This window comes from Curtobacterium sp. NPDC086286 (genome assembly GCF_044746255.1).
GTDB lineage: Bacteria > Actinomycetota > Actinomycetes > Actinomycetales > Microbacteriaceae > Curtobacterium.
Genome location: NZ_JBIVBW010000008.1, coordinates 1 through 17,495 on the forward strand (window position 1 = coordinate 1; position 17,495 = coordinate 17,495).

A 17,495-nucleotide genomic window follows, 5' to 3' on the forward strand; every position below is an offset into this window, starting at 1 on the left:
ACGGTCTTGCCGGGGGTGTTCTTGCCGGTGACGGTGATCTTCTGTCCCTTGGTGTACTCGGTGGGGGACGTGAGCCGGAGCGCGGGCTCGGTCGCACCGTCCCGCGCCGTGAACTCGTGGGTCGTCTTGTCCTCGTCACCGAACAGCTGGTGGATCGTGATCCGGTAGGACTCCCCGGGGAGCTTGCGCGTGGTGTGATCGAACGCTCCGTTGGCGTCGGCGCGGACGAACTCCTGGGCCCCGTCGTCCACTCGAACGCTCAACGACGTGTACGGGGACGCCGTGCCGACGAGGCGAGCGCCCTCGCCCTTGAAGAACGTCTTGTCGGAGGTCAGGCGCGTCGGAACGTACTCCACGCCTTCCTGCAGTGATCGGAACTCGTGCACGGTCGCTGCGTCGGCGTCCTGCTGCACGGTCACGGACAGCTTCGGGTCTCCGTCCGACAACGCCACCGATCGCTTCGAGGTGAACGAGAACTGTCCGGTCGGGGACGCGACGACCGCTCCGCCCAGCGGGATGTTGATCACCGCGTCCTGAGCCGAGATCCTCACCGTCGCGCCGGGGCGTGCGGTCCCCTCGACACGGAGCGGTGTGCCGCTCAGGTACTGCTTCGGCGACGTCACGCGCACGTCGGTCTCGGTGGCGTCGGTGAGCGTGCGCTCGACGGTGCGGGCGGTCGACCCGGAACCCGTGTGGACCCGGATCTGGAGCCCACCCGTGACGGTGACGCCCTTCGGGCTGGTGATCCTCCAGTCACCGTCGGCGTCCGCGCGTCCGTCCAAGAAGTTGCGGGGACCGAACTCCACGCCGACGAACGCGTGGGGTTCGGCGGTGCCGGAAACGGTCACAAGGTGACCCGGCGCGTAGTCGGTGGTGTCGACGGTGAGGTGACGTTCACTGGTGTCGACGGTGAGGGCGCGTTCGATGGTGCGTGTGCTGCTGCCGGTGCCGCTGCTGACGGTGAGGGTGATGCCCTCGGTTTCGGTGACGTTCTTCAGGCTCGTGATGCTCCACTTGCCGTCGTCGTCTGCGCGGCCGGTCTCCGAGTTGTTGACGCGTCCGAAGCTGACGGCGATGAACGCGCGCGGTTCGGCGGTGCCGGTGGCGGTGACGAGGTCCCCGACGCGGTACTTCGTGGTGTCGACCGTCAGGTGGCGTTCGCTGGTGTCGACGGTGAGGGCGCGTTCGATGGTGCGTGTGGAGTCGCCGGTACCGGTGCTGACGGTGAGGGTGATGCCGTCGGTCTCGGTGACGGACTTCGGGCTCGTGATGCTCCACTTGCCGTCGTCGTCGGCGCGTGCGGTGTCGGAGTTGTTGACGCGTCCGAAGCTGACGGCGATGAACGCTCGGGGTTCGGCCGTGCCGGTGGCGGTGACGAGGTCCCCGACGCGGTACTTCGTGGTGTCGACCGTGAGCGGCCGTTCGCTGGTGTCTCGGGCGAGGGTGTGCTCGATCGTACGCAGGCTGGCGCCGGCGCCGGTGCTGACCTGGAGGGTGAGCCCGTCGGTCGCCGTGGCCGCGTACATGCTGGTGATGCGCCAGTTGCCGTCGTCGTCGGCGCGGCTGTCGACCGTGTCGTTGGAGCGGAACCGGACGTGGACGAACGCTCCGGGTTCGGCGGTGCCGCTGACGGTGACAAGGTCATCGACGCGGTACTTGTCCGTGTCGACCGTCAGGTGGCGCTCACTGGTGTCGACGGTGAGCGTGCGCTCGATGGTGCGCGCGGTCTCGCCGATACCGGTGCTGACCTCGAGGGAGAGTCCATTGGTGGCGGTGGCCGGCCGCAGACTGGTGATGCTCCAGTTGCCACGGTCGTCGGCACGGCCGGTCTCGGAGTCCTTGCCGCCAAAGACGACCGCGATGAGCGCGCGCGGCGATGCGGTGCCCTTCACGGTGACGAGGTCGCCCACGCGGTAACTGGTGGTGTCGACCGTGAGCGGCCGTTCGCTGGTGTCGTGGGCAAGGGTACGGGTCACGGTCTCGGCGTCGTTCCCGGTCCCGGCGGTCACAGTGATCGAGAGACCGGCCGTGCTCAGCACGGCGCGCTCGCTGGTGATGGTCCAGCGGCCGTCGGCGGCGGCACTCTTCCGGACGAGGTCTCGATCGCCGAACAGGACACCGACGCGCGCACCCGGCGCTGCGGTACCCGTCACGGTGACGGTGTCGCCGGCACGGTAGGTGGTGGTGTCGACGGTGAGTGCGGCGCGGGGCGCATCCGAGACCGCCAGTACGGTGGCGGGTGCGACGGCGACTGCAGGGACCGACAGCGCGAGTGGCGCGAGGAGCGCCAGACCGGACGTGCCGACGACGAGGAGGCACCGGGACATGGGTGAGGGGGAGTGCTTCATGCTGAACCTTTCGGAGCGGACAGCATTCAGGATGTCACATATCGAAAAGTCGCTACTGAGTGCGATGCCTACCCGGCCACGTCTCCCAGCCGCTCGCACAGGATCGCGGCGTGCCGTCCCTCCAGACGGGTGAGCACGAGCGTGACGCGCCCCCGTCCGCGCAACCGCAACCGCTTCCGGAACTGCGCCGGGTCCACGTCGACCCCGCGCTTCTTGATCTCGACGGTCCCGATGTCGTCCGCCGCGAGTCGCGCGGCGAGCTGCTTCACGTCGAGCGGCATCGTGTCGAGCACCCGGAAGCCCTGCGCGAACGGTGTCGTGACGGCCCGGTCCGAGGTGACGTACGCGATGCCGTCGGACAGCATCCGGCCGTCGAACGACCGGGCGAGGTCGCCGATGAGCCGCGCACGGATGACCGCTCCGTCGGGCTCGTACAGGTACGCGCCGAGCGCGCCGACCTCGACGTCCGCGGCGTCGGCGTCGCCCGTGAGCTCGGCGATCCCGTGCGCCCCGATGACGGTCGCGGCACGGCGGACACCGGGACGGGCGAGGGGGCCGAACCAGAGGGCGAGCTCGACGACCTCGCGGTCCACGGAGGTCCACTGCGCCTCGGCGGGGTCCGGGATGAGGTCGCGGTCGACGCCCGGCCCGAGCTTCACACCCGTCGGGGTCGTCGTGGCGGCGGCGAACACGGTGTCGAGCGACGGGGACCAGTCGTCCGGGTCGGCGAGGCGCTTCGTGTTCGCGTGGCCGGAGGTCCGGCGCGCCGGGTCCATCCAGACCCCGTCGACGCGGGACAGGTCGAACGAAGCGGCGTCGCCGAGCTCCACCCGTGCGGAGTCCCAGAGCGACAGGTTGTGCGTCGCGACGGCCGCGGTGGCCTCGTCACGGTCGACGGCGGTGACCTCGAGGTCGAGCGCCGCCATCGCCATCGCGTCCCCGCCGATGCCGCACCCGAGGTCGGCGACCCGGGTGAGCCCAGCGGCGGCGAAGCGTCCGGCGTGCTGGGCGGCGACCTGCAGCCGGGTCGCCTGCTCGAGGCCGGCCTCGGTGAAGAGCATGCGGGAGGCGAAGTCCCCGAACTTCCCACGGGCCTTCTGCCGGAGCCTCGCCTGCGTCAGGACCGCCGCGACGAGGCCCGGATCGTGTCCTTCGGAGCGCAGTCGTGAGACGACCCGGACGATCTCACCACCGTCGGACACGGCCGGGGTACGGTCGAGCAGGGCCATCCCCTCGGGGGTCAGCAACTGGGCGAGATCGGCGGCTTCCACCCGACGATCCTCCCAGGTCGCCGAGAGCCCGGTCGGACGTTGGCACTCGGATTGACCGAGTGCCAACGACGCCCTAGAGTTGGGGCGGTTGGCACTCTCCTGTGCGTAGTGCCAACACGGTTTTCATCTGTACCGAGTCAGTACCGAGAAAGAAGAGGTCACCGTGGCCGTCAGCATCAAGCCGCTCGAGGATCGCATCGTCATCCGCCAGGTCGAGGCGGAGCAGACCACCGCTTCCGGTCTGGTCATCCCGGACACCGCGAAGGAGAAGCCCCAGGAGGGCGAGGTCGTCGCCGTGGGCCCGGGTCGTATCGACGACAACGGCAACCGCGTCCCGCTGGACGTCGCCGTGGGTGACAAGGTCATCTACTCGAAGTACGGCGGCACCGAGGTCAAGTACTCGGGCGAGGACCTCCTCGTCCTCTCGGCGCGCGATGTCCTCGCGGTCATCGTGCACTGAGTCCAGTACACATCGCGAATGCCCCGTTCGGCTCCGGCCGGGCGGGGCGTTCTCGCGTTCCGCGCCGGGTCGGCGGGTCCAGGAGGCGCGGCTCGACCCCGCACCGTCGGTGCCCGTTCCTAGGATGGTTCCGTGAGTGAACCGTCCCCGGCGCGCCCGGCCCGCAGCGAGGCATCCGTCGGCGTCGTGCAGGCGATCATCGCGTACGGGCTGTGGGGACTCATGCCGCTGCTCTTCGCGGCGATGGCCCCCGCCGGCGCGTTCGAGATCGTCGCCTGGCGGATCGTCTTCGGGCTGGTGTTCTGCGCGATCGCGATCGCCGTCACCCGCTCCTGGCTCCGGACCCGCACCCTGATGGCCCAGCGTCGGGTGATGCTCGTGATGGGCCTCGCGGCCGTGCTCATCCTGGTGAACTGGACCGTGTACGTCGCGGCGACGACCACGGGCCACACGGTCGAGGCGGCGCTCGGGTACTTCATCAACCCGCTCGTGACGATCGCGCTCGGTGTCGTGGTGCTCCGCGAACGCCTGCGTCCGCTGCAGTGGACCGCCGTCGGCATCAGCATCGTGGCCGTCGTCGTCATCGCGGTGGGCTACGGACAGATGCCGTGGATCTCCCTCGTGCTGGCGTTCTCGTTCGGCCTGTACGGGCTCGTGAAGAAGCGGGTCGGTGGCACGGTGGACGCCCTGAGCGGCCTGACGATCGAGACCGTGTGGCTGCTGCCGATCGCCGTGGTCGCCCTCGTGGTGCTCGGCGCGACCGGCCTCGGCGGCGGGGTGACGTTCACGAGCGAGGGCTGGGTGCACGTCCTCGTGACGGTGCTGACCGGGCCCGCGACGGCCGTGCCGCTGCTGCTGTTCGCGTCGTCCGCCCGTCGGGTGAGCCTGTCGACGCTCGGGCTGACGCAGTACCTCGCGCCGGTGATGCAGCTGCTCGTCGGGGTGGTCGTGCAGCACGAGCCGATGTCGGGTGCCCGGTGGTTCGGCTTCGGGATCGTCTGGCTCGCCCTGGTCATCCTGACGGCCGACTCGTTCCTGGCCGCTCGGGCATCGCGGCGCCGGGCGGTGGCGCCCACCGCGGCCGAGCCGGTCTGACGGGGCCGAGCCGCGCCTCCAGGGCCCGTGTCCTGTCCGCCTGCCGGCCTGCCTGCCTGCCGGCCCGCCCGCCGGGCCCCGAGTCTCGGCCCGGCGGACAGTTTCGCGCCGTGTCCGCCACGGAACTGTCCGCGCAGCCGAGTCTCGGCCCGCCGCCGGCGCCGCCGCCGCACGCGACAGCGCCCCGCGGCCGGGCCGCGAGGCGCTGTCGATCCGGTGCTGCCGACTACTTCTTGACCGAGCCCTGGATCGCGCTCTGGTAGACGGGCTTGTTGTCGCCGTCGAACTTGTAGATGCCGATGTAGGCGCTCGACGGGTCGTTGTTGTCGTCGAACGGACCGATGCCCGACGGACCCGTGTAGTGGATGTCCTCACCCTTGTCGAGCAGGGCGACGCAGTCCTTGAACGTCGAGCACTCCGTGCCGCCGTCGGCACCGGACACCGCGGCCATGTTGGCCTGGATGGTGCCGGAGTCCGTGCCCTTGCCCTTCACCGCGGCCAGGGCGGCGAGGACGGTGGCGTCGTACGACTCAGCCGCGTACGAGTAGTCGGCGAGGTCCTTGCCCGACGACTTCTTGTAGTAGGCGGAGAGCTGGGCCTTGAACTCGTCCTTCGGCGAGGCACCGGGGATGGTGCCCTGCGCGCCGGTGAGCGTGCCCTTGTCGAAGTCCTTCGAGTAGTCCGCTGTGTTGCCGTCGGACATGTAGATCTTCGACATGTCGGCGTCCTGCGACTTCAGCTCCGGGATGATCGACTTCGTCTCGTCGAAGGCCAGGACGACGATGGCGTCCGGCTTCGTGGCGAGCGCCGCGGTCACCTCGGACGAGAAGGTCGTCTGGCCGGGCGGGAACTCCTGGCCCTTGCCCTTGCCGCCGTAGACGACGGATCCGCCCGAGTCCTCGATCGCCTTCTGCACGGTGTTGCGGAGACCGGTGCCGTAGGTGTCGTTGAAGACGAGGAACGCGACCTTGGCGTTGCCGTCACCCGTGACGAGCTGGCCGAGCGCCGATCCCTGCACTGAGTCCGGCGGAGCGGTCCGGTAGTAGTACGACGAGTAGCCGGACAGGTCCGACGCGGTGTTCGCGGGGGAGATCTCCACGATGCAGTTGCTCGTGAGCTGGTCGATGACGTTGAGCGTGACGCTGGAGGACTCGGCGCCGATCGCGACCGGGACCTTCGCGTTCACGAGCTTCGTCGCCGCGGAGCTCGACACCGTCATGTCGTTGCTGTCACCGGAGTCGGTGGCGGGGTCGATGGTGACGTCCTTGTCGAGCACACCGCCGGCGGCGTTGATGTCCTGCACCGCGAGTCCCACACCGGACTCCGCGGGCGGGTTCAGGTAGGCGAGCGAACCGGTGAGCGGGAGGATCGTGCCGATCTTCAGCGCGTCGGTGCCCGGGGTGTCGGGGGCCTTGCAGCTCGCGGCGGGGTCCTTCTTCGCGCCTCCCGACGCGGAGGAGGACGGTGAGGTGCCGCCGCTGGTGGTGGAACAGGCGGCGAGGAGGAGCGCCGCCGCTCCTGCCACTGCCAGTGCCGTGGTGGCACGGGTGGTTCTGATCATCCGTGGAGCCCTTTCTCTGCGCGGAACCTCAGGTCCCGCTGGGGATGTGAGAGAACGTAGGGTCACGGTGTTTCAGCCGCGTGACGGGGCGGTACGCAAAGTGTTTCGTTACCCAGCCGTGACGCGAGGTCTGCGGAAACCCGCGGGTCTCGAGCCGAGCGCCCGGGCGCGGTCGACCGGACCCGCGCAGTCCGGACAGGGACGCCGGCCGCCCGGGTGGAGGCTGGCCGGGGTCAGGCGTCGAGCTCGGCCTGGGACCGGAGGACGCAGAACTCGTTCCCCTCAGGGTCGGCGAACACCACCCAGCCGCCGCTCGCCGTGCGTCGGTCGGCCAGCTCGAGCGCACCGATGCCCCGCAGCCGCACGACCTCTTCGTCGCGGGTCCGGTCGGTCGGCCGCAGGTCGAAGTGGATGCGGTTCTTCACGGCCTTCGCTTCCGGCACCTCGATGAAGAGCACGTGGTGCGAGCCGTCGGGAGCGACGATCATGCACTCCTCGTGCCCGGGCGCGTTCGGGTCGTCGGCGACGTCGACGTAGCCGAGGACCTGCTTCCACCACTCCGAGAGCGTGTAGGCGTCACGGCAGTCGATCGAGGTGTGGGACACGGCGCTGACCATGCCGCGACCCTACTGCCGACCGACGACGAACGCCCCCGCTCCGTCCGGGAGCAGGGGCGTTCGCGGGTGCGGGTCGGGTCAGCGGCTGTAGTTCGGCGCCTCGACGACCATCTGCACGTCGTGCGGGTGCGACTCCTTGAGCCCGGCCGGGGTGATCCGGACGAACTTGCCGCGGGCCTTGAGCTCCGGGACGGTCCGGCCGCCGACGTAGAACATCGACTGCCGCAGGCCGCCGACGAGCTGGTAGACGACGTTCGCCACCGAGCCGCGGTACGGGACCTGGCCCTCGATGCCCTCCGGCACGAGCTTGTCGTCCGAGGGGACGTCGGCCTGGAAGTAGCGGTCCTTCGAGTACGAGGTCTTCTTGCCGCGGGTCTGCAGGGCGCCGAGGGAGCCCATCCCGCGGTAGGCCTTGAACTGCTTGCCGTTGACGAACACCAGGTCACCGGGCGACTCGTCGGTGCCGGCGAGGAGCGAGCCGAGCATCACGGTGTCGGCACCGGCCACGAGGGCCTTCGCGATGTCGCCCGAGTACTGCAGCCCGCCGTCGGCGATGACCGGCACACCGGCCTCACGCGCGGCGAGGGAGGCCTCGTACACGGCGGTGACCTGCGGGACGCCGACACCAGCGACGACGCGCGTCGTGCAGATCGATCCCGGGCCGACGCCGACCTTGACGGCGTCGACGCCCGCGTCGATGAGCGCCTGGGCGCCCTCGCGCGTGGCGGCCTGCCCGCCGATGACGTCCACCGCGGCGAACGCCGGGTCGGCCTTGAGACGGCGGACCATGTCGAGCACGCCGGCGCTGTGGCCGTTGGCGGTGTCGACGACGAGGACGTCCACGCCGGCCTCGCGCAGCGCGGTCGCGCGCTCCCAGGCGTCGCCGAAGAAGCCGATCGCGGCACCGACCCGCAGGCGTCCGGCGTCGTCCTTCGTGGCGTCCGGGTACTTCTCGCTCTTGTCGAAGTCCTTGACGGTGATGAGACCGCGGAGCTTGCCGTCCTCGTCGACGAGGGGGAGCTTCTCGATCTTGTGCTCGGCGAAGATCGCGACGGCGTCGTCCGGGTCGATGCCGACCGGAGCCGTGATGAGCGGGGCCTTCGTCATGACGTCGCGCACGAGCGTGGTCTGCTGCTCGAACGGCGCCACGAACCGCATGTCGCGGTTGGTGATGATGCCGACGAGGGTGCCGTCACCCTCGACCACCGGCAGGCCGGAGACGCGGAACTGTCCGCAGAGCGCGTCGACCTCGGCCACGGTGGCGTCCGGGCTGGTGGTCACCGGGTTGGTGATCATGCCCGACTCGCTGCGCTTGACCTTGTCGACCGCGGCCGCCTGGTCGGCGATCGACATGTTGCGGTGCAGGATCCCGATGCCGCCCTGTCGGGCCATGGCGATCGCCATGCGGGCCTCGGTCACGGTGTCCATCGCCGCGGAGAGCAGCGGGACGTTGACCGTGATGCGCTTGGTGAGCCGGGACGCGGTCGACGCCTCGCTCGGGATGACGTCGGTGTACCCCGGCAGGAGCATGACGTCGTCGTACGTGAGTCCGATGAATCCGAACGGATCCGGCTGGTCCATGGGTCCCCTTCGTGGGCGAGGTGAAGTGGTCGAGACACCGGGAACGCTGCGGCGGGTTCCGGATAGACCATGGTAACGCGCAGGCGCTCTTCCGCATTCCGCCCCGTGGACACCCGTGAGCAGCCAGGAGGCGCGGTGCGGCCCCGTCCCGGGACCTCCGTCCGGCCTTCCTCCACAACGTCACAGTTGCGGCACGAATCACACAGGGAACGTGATGGAAACACGGGTGTCACACAATCCCCCTAGCGTCCTCGTCATCCGAACGAGAGGCTCTTCCGTGGGATCCATCACTCCGCCGGGACCTGCACTGCTGCGCAGGTTCCGCCTCCGCCCTGGACGAAAGCGACCGGTCATCATGGCCGTCCTCGTGCTCGCGTTCCTGGCGACCTTCCTGATCGACTGGGCGGTGACGCTGCCGGCGATCGGCGCCACCTCGGCCCCGACCGCGAGCGCATCGGCGTCCGCGAGCACCGCACCCGCCAGCACCCAGCCGTGCACGGTCAGCCCGACGAACGGCTGCATCCAGGGCACGATCACCGACTCGGACCGCGAACCGGTCCCGGGCGTCGACGTCGACGTCGCCGGGCCGGGTGGCTTCGCGCAGACCGCGACGACGTCCGACGCCGGGCGCTGGTCGGTGAGCGTGACCGAGGCGGGCAGCTACACCGTGAGCGTCGACCAGGACACGCTGCCCAAGGGCCAGTACCTGACGAACGCGGCGGACGCGAAGCGCACCGTGTCGGCGAGCCTCAACGCGAACGTCGGGCAGATCTTCCAGCTGTCCGACCAGCAGGGCGTCGTCACGAACGACGACGCCACGAGCGTCACGCCCCAGCGCGCCTGGCAGCAGTTCGCGTCCGGCATCCGGCTCGGGCTCCTCATCGCGCTGGCGTCGGTGGGCCTCTCGCTCATCTACGGCACGACCGGCCTGTCGAGCTTCTCGCACGGTGAGCAGGTAACCCTCGGCGGGTTGCTCGCCTACCTCTTCGCGAACCAGCTCGGGTGGAACATCTGGCTGACGGGGGTGGTGGTCACGCTGCTGTGCGCGGCGACCGGCTACCTGCAGGACGCCGGCATCTGGCGGCCGTTGCGGCGCAAGCGCATCAGCCTGACGCAGCTCATGATCGTGACGATCGGGTTGTCGATCGCCGCGCAGTACGCGTTCCAGTACTTCTTCGGCGCCTCGACCGTCCGCATCCAGCAGGGCAACCCCGAGACGGTCCGCTTCGCCGGGGTCACGCTCACGGTGCAGTCGTACGTGGCGATGGGCATCGCGCTCGTCGTCCTCGTCGCGACCGGTCTGTTCCTCGCGAAGACGCGCTTCGGCCGTGCGACCCGTGCGGTGTCGGACAACCCGGCACTGGCCAGCGCGTCCGGCATCGACGTCGACCGGGTGATCCGGTTCGTGTGGACGCTCGCCGCCGGCCTCGCGGGACTGTCGGGCGTGATGCTCGGCCTCGTGCTCAACGGCGTGAACTGGCAGACCGGCCTGCAGCTGCTGCTGCTCATGTTCGCCTCGGTCACGCTCGGTGGCCTCGGGACCGCCTACGGCGCACTCGTCGGCTCGATGATCATCGGCGTCGTCGTGGAGCTCACGAACCTCGTGCTGCCCGGTGACTTCAAGTACGCCACCGCCCTCGTGATCCTCATCCTCATCCTGCTGTTCCGGCCGCAGGGCATCTTCGGCCGCGCCGAGCGGATCGGCTAAGGAGCGCCGCCATGGACTACATCCTCAACCTGCTGTCCTCCCTCACGCAGGAAGCACTCGCCCCGACCACGGCGGCGTTCGCGCTCGCCGCGATCGGCCTCAACGTCCACTTCGGACTCACCGGCCTGGTCAACATGGGCCAGGCGGCGTTCCTGCTGCTCGGCGCGTACGGCTTCGCGATCTCCATCACCAACGGGTTGCCGTTCGTGATGGCCGTCCTGGTCGCGTTGCTCGTGTCGATCGTGTTCGCGATCATCCTCGGCATCCCGACCCTGCGGCTGCGCGGCGACTACCTGGCGATCGTGACGATCTCCGGCGCCGAGATCATCCGCATGGTGGGACGGTCGAGCCTGCTCACCACGACGACCGGCGGCTCGAACGGCATCACCGGGTCGAGCTACCGCGACCCGTTCAACGCCCTCAGCCCGCTCCCCGACGGCACCACCACGCTCCTGTGGTTCACGTACTCGAACAACGGCGTCAACGGCTGGTGGATCCGGATCGCGGCGTGGGGGCTCGTCGCCCTGTTCACGCTCGTGCTGTTCCTGCTCATGCGCAGCCCCTGGGGCCGTGTCGTGAAGGCCATCCGCGAGGACGAGGACGCCGTCCGCTCCCTCGGCAAGAACGTCTACTCGTACAAGATGCAGGCGCTCGTGTTCGGCGGTGCGCTCGGGGCCCTGGCCGGGATCATCTACGTCCTGCCGAGTTCGGTGCAACCGGACGCGATGGGCCGCTCGATGACGTTCTTCATCTGGACGGCGCTCATCCTCGGCGGTGCGGCGACGGTGTTCGGACCGGTGCTCGGCGCCGTGCTCTTCTTCGTCGTCCGACTCGCGATCCGCACCCTCGCCGGTGACTTCATCCCGAACTCGATCATGAACGCGCAGCAGGCCGAGCAGTTCTCCTACGTGCTCGTCGGCGTCGCGCTCATGCTCCTCATCGTGTTCCGTCCACAGGGCCTCCTGGGCAACAAGAAGGAGTTGACGTTCAGTGTCTGAGTCGTACGCCCACCCCAAGAACGACCCGATCCTGGTCGTCGACGACGTCACCCGTCGCTTCGGCGGCATGACCGCGGTCGACGTCGACCACCTCGAGGTCCAGCGCGGCTCGATCACCGCCCTCATCGGCCCGAACGGCGCCGGCAAGACGACGTTCTTCAACCTGCTCACCGGGTTCGACAAGCCGAGCCCCGGCGCGACGACCCGGTTCGACGGCAACACCCTGCAGAAGACCAGCGCCACCCACATCGCGAACAAGGGCATGGTCCGCACGTTCCAGCTCACGAAGGCGCTCAGCCGCCTCACCGTGATGCAGAACATGCTCCTCGGCGCCCGCGACCAGCCCGGCGAGAACTTCTTCGTCGGCCTCGTCCCCGCGCTCTGGCGGAAGCGGGAGCGCGAGATCACGGCGAAGGCCGAGGACCTCCTCGCCCGCTTCAAGCTCGACACGAAGGCCGACGACTACGCGGGCTCGCTGTCCGGCGGGCAGCGCAAGCTCCTCGAGATGGCCCGGGCGCTCATGTCCGACCCGACGATGATCATGCTCGACGAGCCGATGGCCGGCGTGAACCCGGCGCTGACCCAGTCGCTGCTCGGGCACATCCAGTCCCTGCGCGACGACGGCATGACCGTGCTCTTCGTCGAGCACGACATGCACATGGTCCGGCACATCTCGGACTGGGTCGTCGTGATGGCCGAGGGCAAGGTCGTCGCCGAGGGGCCGGCCGACACGGTGATGGACGACCGTGCGGTCATCGATGCGTACCTCGGTGCGCACCACGACACCGACCTCGGTGACGACTCGCTCCTCAACGAGGAGACCTACGAGGAACTCGCCGAGGAAGTAGCGGAAGAAGACGAGCAGGAGGCGACCCGATGACCGACGCAAGCGAGCCCACGAACGCGAGCAGCGCCTCCAGTCCGTCGCCGGCGACCGCCGCCCCGGCGGCCACGCTGGAACGCGAGCCCGTGCTCAGCGCGAAGAACCTCGTCGCCGGCTACCTGCCGGGGGTGAACATCCTGAACGGCTGCGACCTCGACTGCTACCCGGGCGAGCTCATCGGCATCATCGGGCCGAACGGCGCCGGCAAGTCGACGCTCCTCAAGGCCCTGTTCGGCCTCGTGTCCATCCGCGAGGGCTCCGTCACCCTGCAGGGCGACGACATCACCAACCTCAAGGCGAACAAGCTCGTGCAGGCCGGTGTGGGCTTCGTCCCGCAGACGAACAACGTCTTCCCCTCGCTCTCGATCGAGGAGAACCTGCAGATGGGCCTGTACCTGCGACCCCGGAAGTTCGCCGAGCGGCTCGAGGTCATCTACGACCTGTTCCCCGTCCTCGGACAGCGGAAGGGCCAGCGTGCCGGATCGCTGTCCGGCGGTGAGCGGCAGTCGGTCGCGATGGCCCGGGCGCTCATGATGGACCCGAAGGTGCTGCTGCTCGACGAACCCTCCGCGGGGCTGTCGCCCGTGCGCCAGGACGAGACGTTCATCCGCACACGCCGGATCAACAAGGCCGGTGTGTCGATCGTCATGGTGGAGCAGAACGCGCGACGCTGTCTGCAGATCTGCGATCGTGGGTACGTGCTCGACCAGGGGAAGAACGCGTACTCGGGCACCGGGAAGGAGCTCGCCGACGACCCGAAGGTCATCGAGCTGTACCTGGGGACGCTCGCCAAGGACGTCGACTCCGCGCGCTGAGCGAGCGGTGTCGACCGTGGGTGCCGCTGTGGGGGCGGTACCCGCACCGAGTGGGGTCGTGCGTGGACGCTCAGCGCCGCACGGCCCCGCTCCTCATGCGGACCGGTGCGCGGCCCACGTCGCGGGGACGGCGCGTCGTCGGGACGGCGCGTCGTCCAGGAGGCGCGACCCGCCCCCGCCGGGTCGCTATCGTCGGTCGCGTGCGGACTCCCGGCCCCCTCGTGCTCGACGCCCTCGTGTGGCTGGTGTTCGCCGTGCTCTTCGTCGGGGCGGCGCTGCTCGTGAAGGTCGCCGCGGCGCTGGTCGGCGTGCTGGTGGTGCTGGCGCTGCTGCTCGGGCTCGTCCTGCGGACGCTCCGCAGGCGCCGCGCACGCCGGACGCGCTGACGTCCGCCGCGCGCCCTGCCCGTCGCGCCCGTGTCACCCGGGGGACACGACCGCTAGGCTTGCCGGGTGAGTGAAGTCGAGATCGGTGCTGGCAAGCGCGGACGTCGGGCGTACGCGTTCGACGACATCGCGGTGGTCCCCTCGCGGCGCACGCGTGACCCGCGTGACGTGAGCGTGCAGTGGTCGATCGACGCGTTCACGTTCGAGTCGCCGATCCTCTCGGCCCCGATGGACTCCGTCGCCTCGCCCGCGACGGTCATCCAGATGGGCCGGCTCGGCATGCTCGGCGTCCTCGACCTCGAAGGCCTCTGGACCCGCTACGAGGACCCGACGCCCTACTTCGACGAGATCAAGGCGCTCACCGACGGCAACGTCACGAAGCGCATGCAGGAGATCTACTCCGAGCCGGTCAAGGCCGAGCTGATCACCGCGCGCCTGGCCGAGATCCGCGCCGCCGGTGTCCCGGTCGCCGGGTCGCTCAGCCCCCAGCGCACGCAGGAGTTCTCGCAGACCGTCGTCGACGCCGGTGTCGACCTGTTCGTCATCCGCGGCACGACGGTCTCGGCCGAGCACGTCTCGCAGAACACCGAGCCGCTCAACCTCAAGAAGTTCATCTACGAGCTCGACGTCCCGGTGATCGTGGGCGGCGCCTCGACCTACACGGCGGCCCTGCACCTCATGCGTACCGGTGCCGCTGGTGTGCTCGTCGGCTTCGGCGGCGGCGCGGCATCGACCACGCGGGCCGCCCTCGGCATCCACGCCCCGATGGCCACGGCCGTCGCGGACATCGCCGGCGCTCGCCGTGACTACATGGACGAGTCCGGCGGCCGCTACGTGCACGTCATCGCCGACGGCGGGCTCGACACCGCCGGCGACGTCGTCAAGGCCATCGCGATGGGCGCCGACGCCGTGATGCTCGGCACCGCACTGGCCCGCGCGACCGAGGCCCCCGGCGGTGGGTTCCACTGGGGTGCCGAGGCGCACCACCCGGAGCTGCCGCGCGGCCGCCGGGTCGAGGTCGGCACGATCGCCCCGCTCGAGAACGTCCTGAACGGCCCCACCCCGACGTGGGACGGCCGCGCGAACATCGTCGGCGCCCTGCGTCGATCGATGGCCACGACCGGATACTCCGACGTCAAGGAGTTCCAGCGAGTAGAAGTGGTCGTGGCGCCGTACCACCGGAACTGACGGTGGCACCCGCACTCCGGCGCGGGTGACGCCCGGCGTCACCGTGACACGGAGGCGACGATGGCGAAGACCAGCACGAGCACGTCCAGCGCGACCCGGCCCGCCCGGCCCGAGACCGCCGCCCCGGGGGTGGGGTTCGACCCGTCGGCGAAGCTCGGTCCCGACGAACGCGCGGCCGCCATCGAGACCCTGAAGACCAAGGAGCTCGACGTCCTGGTGGTCGGCGGTGGCATCGTCGGTGGCGGCAGCGCACTCGACGCCGTCACCCGTGGCCTGAGCGTCGGCATCGTCGAGGCCCGCGACTGGGGCTCGGGGACCTCGAGCCGGTCGTCGAAGCTCGTCCACGGCGGCATCCGCTACCTCGAGCAGCTGAACTTCGCGCTCGTCCGCGAGGCACTGATCGAACGCGGCCTCCTGCTGCAGCGCATCGCCCCGCACCTCGTGAAGCCCGTCCGCTTCCTCTACCCGCTCAACCACCGCGTGTGGGAGCGCTTCTACATCGGCATCGGCATGGCGATGTACGACGTCTTCAGCTGGTCCGGTGGTCGGCCGCCGGGGGTCCCGCACCACCGGCACCTCAGCCGGAGCCAGGTCCTCAAGAACATGCCCGGCCTCAAGAAGGACGCCTTCGTCGGCGGCATGACGTACTACGACGCCCAGGTCGACGACGCCCGGTACGTCGCGTCGCTCGTGCGCACGGCGGCGTCGTACGGCGCCTCCGCCGCGAGCCGCGTCCGCATCGAGGGCTTCATCAAGGTCGGGGAGCGGGTCGTGGGCGCGCACGCGCACGACATCCAGACGGGCGAGAAGTTCGACATCCGCGCGAAGCAGGTCGTCAACGCGACGGGCGTCTGGACGGACGACACCCAGGCGATGGTCGGTACCCGTGGGCAGTTCAAGGTGCGGGCGTCGAAGGGCGTGCACCTGGTCATCCCACGCGACCGCTTCCAGTCGAACACGGGCATGATCCTCCGCACCGAGAAGAGCGTGCTCTTCGTGATCCCGTGGGGCCGGCACTGGCTGGTCGGCACGACGGACACCGACTGGTACCTCGACAAGGCGCACCCGGCGGCGACCGCGGCGGACATCGACTACATCCTCGAGCACGTCAACAAGGTCCTCGCGGTCCCGCTCACGCGTGAGGACGTCGAGGGCGTGTACGCCGGACTCCGGCCGCTGCTCGCGGGGGAGTCCGACCAGACGTCGAAGCTCAGCCGCGAGCACGTCGTCGCGCACACGGTCCCCGGGCTCGTGGTCGTCGCCGGCGGCAAGTGGACCACGTACCGCGTGATGGGCAAGGACGCCATCGACGAGGCCGTCGCGGCGATGGACGGGAAGATCCCGGGCTCGACCACCGAGGACATCCCACTGCTCGGTGCCGAGGGCTACCCCGCCGCCTGGAACCGACGCGGCCGCACCGCGCGGAGCTTCGGCGTGCACAAGGTCCGCATCGAGCACCTGCTGAACCGCTACGGCACGCTCGCGACCGAGGTGCTGCGGCTCGTGAAGCAGGACCCGTCCCTCGCCGAGCCGCTCCCCGGTGCCGACGACTACATCGGCGCCGAGGTCGTCTACGCGGCCTCGCACGAGGGCGCCCTGCACCTCGAGGACGTCCTCGCCCGCCGCACCCGCATCTCGATCGAGGCGTGGGACCGCGGTGAGTCGGCGGCGCCCGTCGCCGCGAAGCTCATGGCGGACGTGCTCGGCTGGGACCAGGAGACCACCGAGAACGAGGTCTCGAACTACCTCAAGCGCGTCGCCGCGGAACGCGAGTCGCAGCTGCAGCCCGACGACGCCTCGGCGGACCGCGTGCGGCTCGAGGCGCCGGACATCGCCTTCGGCTTCGACGAGGACGACGTGGTGGTCGGCGGTGGCCGGTCGAGCGGTGCCGAGGGTGCCAAGGCGTCCGACGAGCAGGTGGTCGGCGAGAAGACGAGCGAGCCCGAGTAGGACGCGCCCCGTGCCTCCTGGCTCTCGACTGCCTGGAGGCGCGGGTCGGCTCCGTCAGGCAGCGCGCGACCGGTGCGTGGTCCGGCGTGCACTGATCGCCTGGCCGATCACGAGGACGAAGGGGACCGCGGCCAGCGCGATCGCGCTGGTGACGAGGAGGACACCGGCCCAGGCGGTGTGCGCTCCACCGCCGACGCCGTACGCGTCGGCGACGTCCATGCCGAGCCAGAAGCCGCTCCACCAGGTCATCGGACCGCCGAGCGCGACCACCCCGAGCAGGACCGCGGCGGTCACGTACGGCCGTGCACGGGTGACGACGAGGGAGCTGCCGAGGCCGATCGCCAGGGCGACGCCGACGACGGCGATCCCGACGACGGCGGCGATGTCGGTGCCGACCGCGAAGCCCTGGCGCTCGAGTTCCGCGTGGACCTCGCCGAGCGAGGCGCCCGGCACCGCGGCGAGCGGATCGAGCACGAGTGCCTGGACGGCGAGCAGTGCGGCGTAGAGTGCCACCACCGCGATCCCGGTGCCGGCCACCAGCCGGTTGGTCCTGTCCTGCTCGTCCACAGCGTTCCCCCTGTCTTCCCCGTCCACCGGACTGTAGCGGAACGGAATGGACGGACCATCGCGGTGG

General features: G+C 70.0%; 15 protein-coding genes. 9 read left to right on the forward strand and 6 right to left on the reverse strand.

What is annotated here, in order from left to right; all coding sequences use genetic code 11:
• Both ACIPKM_RS14700 and ACIPKM_RS14705 read right to left on the reverse strand, forming a co-directional pair.
• Positions 1 to 2,348: hypothetical protein (locus tag ACIPKM_RS14700; RefSeq protein WP_261646626.1), on the reverse strand; the 2,348-nt coding region annotated here is incomplete at its 3' end.
• Positions 2,349 to 2,416: 68 nt separating this feature from the next.
• Positions 2,417 to 3,619, reverse strand: coding sequence for a class I SAM-dependent methyltransferase (locus tag ACIPKM_RS14705; RefSeq protein WP_071294795.1), 1,203 nt, complete (start codon positions 3,617 to 3,619; stop codon positions 2,417 to 2,419).
• A gap of 163 nt (positions 3,620 to 3,782) precedes the next feature.
• Here ACIPKM_RS14705 and groES point away from each other — a divergent pair, with 163 nt between their 5' ends.
• Positions 3,783 to 4,079: a co-chaperone GroES gene (groES, locus tag ACIPKM_RS14710; RefSeq protein WP_017885484.1), complete on the forward strand. Its 297-nt coding sequence runs from the start codon at positions 3,783 to 3,785 to the stop codon at positions 4,077 to 4,079.
• A gap of 132 nt (positions 4,080 to 4,211) precedes the next feature.
• A complete protein-coding gene (gene rarD, locus ACIPKM_RS14715) occupies positions 4,212 to 5,174 on the forward strand; it encodes an EamA family transporter RarD (RefSeq protein ID WP_070417709.1) in 963 nt (320 codons plus the stop codon).
• 226 nt (positions 5,175 to 5,400) lie between these two features.
• Here rarD and ACIPKM_RS14720 read toward each other — a convergent pair whose 3' ends face one another.
• The 3 genes from ACIPKM_RS14720 to guaB all read right to left on the reverse strand — a co-directional run bounded on the left by ACIPKM_RS14720 (position 5,401) and on the right by guaB (position 8,933).
• A complete protein-coding gene (locus ACIPKM_RS14720; protein WP_071294794.1) occupies positions 5,401 to 6,735 on the reverse strand; it encodes an ABC transporter substrate-binding protein in 1,335 nt (444 codons plus the stop codon).
• Between the two features lie 233 nt (positions 6,736 to 6,968).
• Positions 6,969 to 7,352, reverse strand: coding sequence for a VOC family protein (locus ACIPKM_RS14725; protein ID WP_070417710.1), 384 nt, complete (start codon positions 7,350 to 7,352; stop codon positions 6,969 to 6,971).
• 78 nt (positions 7,353 to 7,430) lie between these two features.
• Positions 7,431 to 8,933 (reverse strand): IMP dehydrogenase, encoded by a 1,503-nt coding sequence (gene guaB / locus ACIPKM_RS14730; RefSeq protein ID WP_070417711.1) that lies wholly within the window; start codon positions 8,931 to 8,933, stop codon positions 7,431 to 7,433.
• A 355-nt stretch (positions 8,934 to 9,288) separates the two neighbouring features.
• Here guaB and ACIPKM_RS14735 point away from each other — a divergent pair, with 355 nt between their 5' ends.
• The 7 genes from ACIPKM_RS14735 to ACIPKM_RS14765 all read left to right on the forward strand — a co-directional run bounded on the left by ACIPKM_RS14735 (position 9,289) and on the right by ACIPKM_RS14765 (position 16,861).
• On the forward strand, positions 9,289 to 10,641 hold the full coding sequence (locus ACIPKM_RS14735; RefSeq protein WP_071294793.1) for a branched-chain amino acid ABC transporter permease: 1,353 nt from the start codon (positions 9,289 to 9,291) through the stop codon (positions 10,639 to 10,641).
• 11 nt (positions 10,642 to 10,652) lie between these two features.
• Positions 10,653 to 11,639, forward strand: coding sequence for a branched-chain amino acid ABC transporter permease (locus tag ACIPKM_RS14740; RefSeq protein WP_071294792.1), 987 nt, complete (start codon positions 10,653 to 10,655; stop codon positions 11,637 to 11,639).
• Positions 11,632 to 12,519, forward strand: a complete 888-nt coding sequence (locus tag ACIPKM_RS14745) for an ABC transporter ATP-binding protein (RefSeq protein WP_070417714.1) — start codon at positions 11,632 to 11,634, stop codon at positions 12,517 to 12,519. Before ACIPKM_RS14740 ends, ACIPKM_RS14745 begins: the two co-directional genes overlap by 8 nt.
• Positions 12,516 to 13,337, forward strand: coding sequence for an ABC transporter ATP-binding protein (locus tag ACIPKM_RS14750; protein ID WP_071294791.1), 822 nt, complete (start codon positions 12,516 to 12,518; stop codon positions 13,335 to 13,337). The genes ACIPKM_RS14745 and ACIPKM_RS14750 overlap by 4 nt, the downstream gene beginning before the upstream one ends.
• 200 nt (positions 13,338 to 13,537) lie before the next feature.
• The gene (locus ACIPKM_RS14755; RefSeq protein WP_139199221.1) at positions 13,538 to 13,723 is read left to right on the forward strand and encodes a hypothetical protein; all 186 of its coding nucleotides are present in this window, start codon (positions 13,538 to 13,540) and stop codon (positions 13,721 to 13,723) included.
• A 66-nt stretch (positions 13,724 to 13,789) separates the two neighbouring features.
• Positions 13,790 to 14,911, forward strand: coding sequence for a GuaB3 family IMP dehydrogenase-related protein (locus ACIPKM_RS14760; protein ID WP_071294790.1), 1,122 nt, complete (start codon positions 13,790 to 13,792; stop codon positions 14,909 to 14,911).
• A 60-nt stretch (positions 14,912 to 14,971) separates the two neighbouring features.
• Complete coding sequence (locus tag ACIPKM_RS14765; RefSeq protein ID WP_071294789.1) at positions 14,972 to 16,861, forward strand: glycerol-3-phosphate dehydrogenase/oxidase; 1,890 nt, start codon at positions 14,972 to 14,974, stop codon at positions 16,859 to 16,861.
• A gap of 54 nt (positions 16,862 to 16,915) precedes the next feature.
• On the opposite strand, the gene ACIPKM_RS14770 is transcribed toward ACIPKM_RS14765, so the two are convergent.
• On the reverse strand, positions 16,916 to 17,428 hold the full coding sequence (locus tag ACIPKM_RS14770) for a hypothetical protein (protein ID WP_071294788.1): 513 nt from the start codon (positions 17,426 to 17,428) through the stop codon (positions 16,916 to 16,918).
• Positions 17,429 to 17,495: the final 67 nt, after the last annotated feature.

What these genes read in the sequence shown, in the direction of transcription:
- ACIPKM_RS14725 (WP_070417710.1), bottom strand. Translation starts at nt 7,352, where the DNA reads ATGGTCAGCGCCGTGTCCCACACCTCGATCGACTGCCGTGACGCCTAC.
- ACIPKM_RS14740 (WP_071294792.1), top strand. Translation starts at nt 10,653, where the DNA reads ATGGACTACATCCTCAACCTGCTGTCCTCCCTCACGCAGGAAGCACTC.
- ACIPKM_RS14750 (WP_071294791.1), top strand. Translation starts at nt 12,516, where the DNA reads ATGACCGACGCAAGCGAGCCCACGAACGCGAGCAGCGCCTCCAGTCCG.
- ACIPKM_RS14735 (WP_071294793.1), top strand. Translation starts at nt 9,289, where the DNA reads ATGGCCGTCCTCGTGCTCGCGTTCCTGGCGACCTTCCTGATCGACTGG.
- guaB (WP_070417711.1), bottom strand. Translation starts at nt 8,933, where the DNA reads ATGGACCAGCCGGATCCGTTCGGATTCATCGGACTCACGTACGACGAC.
- ACIPKM_RS14765 (WP_071294789.1), top strand. Translation starts at nt 14,972, where the DNA reads ATGGCGAAGACCAGCACGAGCACGTCCAGCGCGACCCGGCCCGCCCGG.
- ACIPKM_RS14720 (WP_071294794.1), bottom strand. Translation starts at nt 6,735, where the DNA reads ATGATCAGAACCACCCGTGCCACCACGGCACTGGCAGTGGCAGGAGCG.